The sequence below is a fragment of the Streptomyces sp. UH6 genome (assembly GCF_013421635.1).
GTDB classification, from domain to species: domain Bacteria; phylum Actinomycetota; class Actinomycetes; order Streptomycetales; family Streptomycetaceae; genus Streptomyces; species Streptomyces abyssomicinicus.
In genome coordinates, this window is sequence record NZ_JACADT010000537.1 from 1 (window position 1) to 3882 (window position 3882).

The 3882-nt window shown below is 73.2% G+C and carries 5 protein-coding genes; 3 read left to right on the forward strand and 2 right to left on the reverse strand.

Annotation, left to right across the window (positions count from 1 at the left end; all coding sequences use genetic code 11):
• Positions 1–52: 52 nt before the first annotated feature.
• Positions 53–490, reverse strand: coding sequence for a hypothetical protein (locus HW445_RS21520; protein WP_180222620.1), 438 nt, complete (start codon positions 488–490; stop codon positions 53–55).
• 1 nt (position 491) lies between these two features.
• Positions 492–851: a hypothetical protein gene (locus HW445_RS21525; protein WP_180222621.1), complete on the reverse strand. Its 360-nt coding sequence runs from the start codon at positions 849–851 to the stop codon at positions 492–494.
• 138 nt (positions 852–989) lie between these two features.
• Here HW445_RS21525 and HW445_RS21530 point away from each other — a divergent pair, with 138 nt between their 5' ends.
• The 3 genes from HW445_RS21530 (at position 990) to HW445_RS21540 (ending at position 3844) form a co-directional block, all read left to right on the forward strand.
• On the forward strand, positions 990–1643 hold the full coding sequence (locus HW445_RS21530) for an HAD-IA family hydrolase (protein ID WP_180222622.1): 654 nt from the start codon (positions 990–992) through the stop codon (positions 1641–1643).
• 399 nt (positions 1644–2042) lie between these two features.
• Positions 2043–3095 carry a methionine ABC transporter ATP-binding protein gene (locus tag HW445_RS21535; protein ID WP_180222623.1) on the forward strand — a complete coding sequence of 351 codons (1053 nt, stop codon included), beginning with the start codon at positions 2043–2045 and terminating at the stop codon, positions 3093–3095.
• Complete coding sequence (locus HW445_RS21540) at positions 3092–3844, forward strand: methionine ABC transporter permease (protein WP_180222624.1); 753 nt, start codon at positions 3092–3094, stop codon at positions 3842–3844. Before HW445_RS21535 ends, HW445_RS21540 begins: the two co-directional genes overlap by 4 nt.
• The last annotated feature ends 38 nt before the right edge of the window (positions 3845–3882 follow it).

A 3882-nucleotide genomic window follows, 5' to 3' on the forward strand; every position in this document is an offset into this window, starting at 1 on the left:
CCGCCGCCGCCCAGGGTCCCGCCGCGCAGGACCCCGACGCCGGGACCGCGGTCTACGCGGCGACCGCCTGACGGTCCGCGGTCCGGCCCCGGACCAGCCAGTACAGCGCGGTCACCGGCAGCAGCACCGGGATGAAGAGGTAGCCCATCCCGAAGTCGGACCAGACCGTCGCGTCCGGGAAGGCCCCGGGGTCGGCCAGGGTCCAGGCGCCGACAACGAGTACGCCGAGGAGCTCGGCGGCGCAGCACACCACCGCCGCCCGCCGGGCCCGCTCGCCGCCGCGCACCAGCGTGTACGTGATGAAGCCGTAGACCACGCCGGCCAGCGCGGACAACGAGTAGGCCAGCGGGGCACGGTCGAACTCGGTGGAGATCTGGTACGCCGAGCGGGACACCGCGCCGACCACCATCACGCCGTACAGCCAGACCAGAAGGATGCCGGGCCCGGAGATCAGCCTCTGCCCGGGGGCGGGCTTCTGCCGCGACGTCATCTCAGGCTCCCCAGATGTCGTAGAGCCGCACCTGAAGCACGGCCAGGACGAAACCGCCCGCGGCCACCGTGAGCGAACCCCAGCGGGTGCGCTCGGCCAGCGACATGAACCCGGCGGCCGGCACGCAGGCGAACGCGCCGAGCAGGTAGGCCACGAAGATCACGGTGCCCTGCTCGGGCTGCTCGCCGCGGGCCAGCTGCACGATGCCGACCACCAGCTGCGCGGTGGCCAGCAGTGCGACCACGCCCATGCCGATGAAGTGCCAGTCCTTGGTCGGCTGGTCCCGCCAGGCGGCCCAGCCGCACCAGGCGGCGAGGAGGAGTGCGGCCACGGCGGTCGCCACGGTCAGGGCTACGAGCATGCGCAGACCTTATTACGGCGGGTATGTCCCCCCGCCGCCCGCCCCCGGGGTTGCGCGGGCCCGGCCCGGCACCCGCTGGTGGGAGGGGGTGCCGAGGACGCGGGAGCGTCGCCGCGCCGCTTGGTTAAGGTCAAACCCATGACGACCCTCCGTGCGGACGCGCTCCTCTTCGACAACGACGGAACCCTCCTCTCCTCCCTGGACTCCGTGACCCGGTCCTGGACCGCGTGGGCCCACGAGCACGGGGTGACCCACGAGCGGTTCACGAGCATCGAACTCCACGGCCGGCCCGCCGTGGAGATCATCAGGGACCTCCTCCCCGCGCCGCGGGTGCCCGCCGCCCTCGCGCGCATCGAGGAGATAGAGCTCGAGGACGTCCCCCACGGCGGGGTCGTCCCGCTCCCGGGCACCCGGGAGTTCCTGCGCGGCCTGCCCGCCGACCGGTGGGCCGTGGTCACCTCCGCCTCCCGCCGCCTCGCCGAGGCCCGGCTCGCCCTGGTGGGCCTCACGGCCACCACCCTGATCGCCGCCGACGACATCACCCGCGGCAAGCCCGACCCGGAGCCCTACCTGCTCGCCGCCAAGGCGCTCGGCGTCGACCCGGCCCGCTGCGTCGTCTTCGAGGACGCCCCGGCCGGCCTGCGCTCCGGCCGCGCCGCCGGGATGCGCACGGTGGCCTTGGCCACAACCCTCCCGGCGCACGAACTGGACGCCGACCTCGTGGTGCCGGACCTCTCCGCGCTGTCCGCGCAGGTCACGCCGGACGGGATCGTCGTCTCCCCGCGGGTCTGAACCGGACCGGAGGCCGCCCCGCGACGCACCACCGGCGGGACAGGGTGTCCGCATGCCGGACACCCTGTCCCGCTTGCCAGTGATCGTCTGATTTACTTACCCGCATGACCACGACGAGCGGCACCACCCCTGCGACCGAGGCGAACCCGACGCCCGGTGCTCGTCGCATGTGTCGAATGTGCGCCTGTTAGAGGGCCCCCGCAAGACGTTCCGGCCTCGCGCCCCGAAGCGAGCCCCGCGGCCTCAGCCTGCCGCCCGCGCACCACGGAATCCCCGCGTACTCCCTCCGCCACACCGCCGTGACCGGAGCCGGAGTGCCACGCCGTGCCGCGGTCCGACCGAATGCACCCGTGTCCGGGCCCCACCGGGCCCCGGCACTCGACAGTGATGGAAACCCCTGTGATCACCACCTCGGGTCTGACCAAGATCTACCGCTCCGGCGGCCGTGAGGTCACCGCCATCGACGGCGTCGATCTCCACGTCCGCGAGGGCGAGGTCTACGGCGTCATCGGCCAGTCCGGCGCCGGCAAGTCCTCGCTCATCCGCTGCGTCAACCTCCTCGAGCGCCCCACCTCCGGCACGGTCACCGTCGACGGGCAGGACCTCACCGCCCTCGCCGGACGCGGCCCCCGCGCCTCCAAGGAGCTGCGGCAGGCCCGCAGCCGGATCGGCATGGTCTTCCAGCACTTCAACCTGCTCTCGTCGCGGACCGTGCAGGACAACGTCGAGCTTCCGCTCGAGATCCTCGGCCGCTCGGGCCGCGAGCGCACCGCCAAGGCGCTGGAACTCCTGGACCTGGTCGGCCTCGCCGACAAGGCCAAGGCCTACCCGGCCCAGCTCTCCGGCGGCCAGAAGCAGCGCGTCGGCATCGCCCGCGCCCTGGCCGGCGACCCCAAGGTGCTCCTGTCCGACGAGGCCACCAGCGCCCTCGACCCGGAGACCACCCGCTCGATCCTCCAGCTGCTGCGCGACCTCAACCGGCAGCTCGGCCTGACCGTGCTGCTGATCACCCACGAGATGGACGTCGTCAAGACGGTCTGCGACTCCGCCGCGCTGATGGAGCGGGGCCGCGTCGTGGAGTCCGGCACCGTCGACGAACTGCTCGCCACGCCCGGCTCCCAGCTCGCCGCCGCGCTCTTCCCCGTCGGCGGCGGCGCCTCCGGCCCGGACAGCACGGTCCTGGACATCACCTTCCACGGCGAGTCCACCGGCCGTCCGGTGATCTCCCAGCTGGCCCGCACCTACAACGTGGACGTCTCCATCCTCGGCGCCGCGGTCGACACCGTCGGCGGAGCCCAGATCGGCCGGATGCGCATCGAGCTGCCCGGCCGCTACGACGACAACGTCGTCCCCGTCGGCTTCCTGCGCGAGCAGGGGCTCCAGGTGGAGCTCGTCGGCCAGGACGCCCCGGCCCGCCCGGCCGGCAGCGAAGTGAAGGAAGTGGCCAAGTGACCTGGTCCGAGATGCAGCCGCTGCTCACCCAGGCCAGCTGGGACACCCTCTACATGGTCGGCTGGTCCACGCTGGTGACCGTCGTCCTCGGCCTGCCGCTGGGCGTCCTGCTGGTCCTCACCGACCGCGGCGGTCTGCTGCAGAACGTGGTCGTCAACAAGGTCGTCGGCCAGGTGGTCAACTTCGGCCGCTCGCTGCCGTTCATCATCCTGCTGATCGCCCTGATCCCCTTCACCAAGATGATCATGGGGACCTACATCGGCCGCGACGCCTCCGTCGTGCCGCTGGCCATCGGCGCCATCCCCTTCTTCGCGCGCCTCGTCGAGACCGCGGTCCGCGAGGTGGACCACGGGCTGGTCGAGGCCGTGCAGGCGATGGGCGGCAGCACCTGGACCGTCGTGCGCAGGGTTCTCGTCCCCGAGGCGCTGCCCTCGCTGGTGTCCTCCGTCACCACGACCGTGGTCGCGCTGATCGGCTACTCCGCCATGGCCGGCGCGGTCGCCGCGGGCGGACTCGGCGACCTCGCCATCAAGCAGGGCTACCTGCGGTTCGAGACCGGACTGATGTGGGTCACCGTGGCGGTCCTCGCCGTGGTCATCGCCCTCATCCAGTACGCGGGCGACGCCGTGGCCCGCGCCCTGCACCGCCGCGGCGGACGGGGCGGACCCGCGCCCCGGCTCCGCCTGCTGAAGGCCAAGGAGCCCGACGCCCCGGCCGGCGCCACCGACGAGGTCCGCCAGGCCGCCTAGGGCCCCCCCCCCCCCCCCCCCCCCCCCCCCCCCCCCCC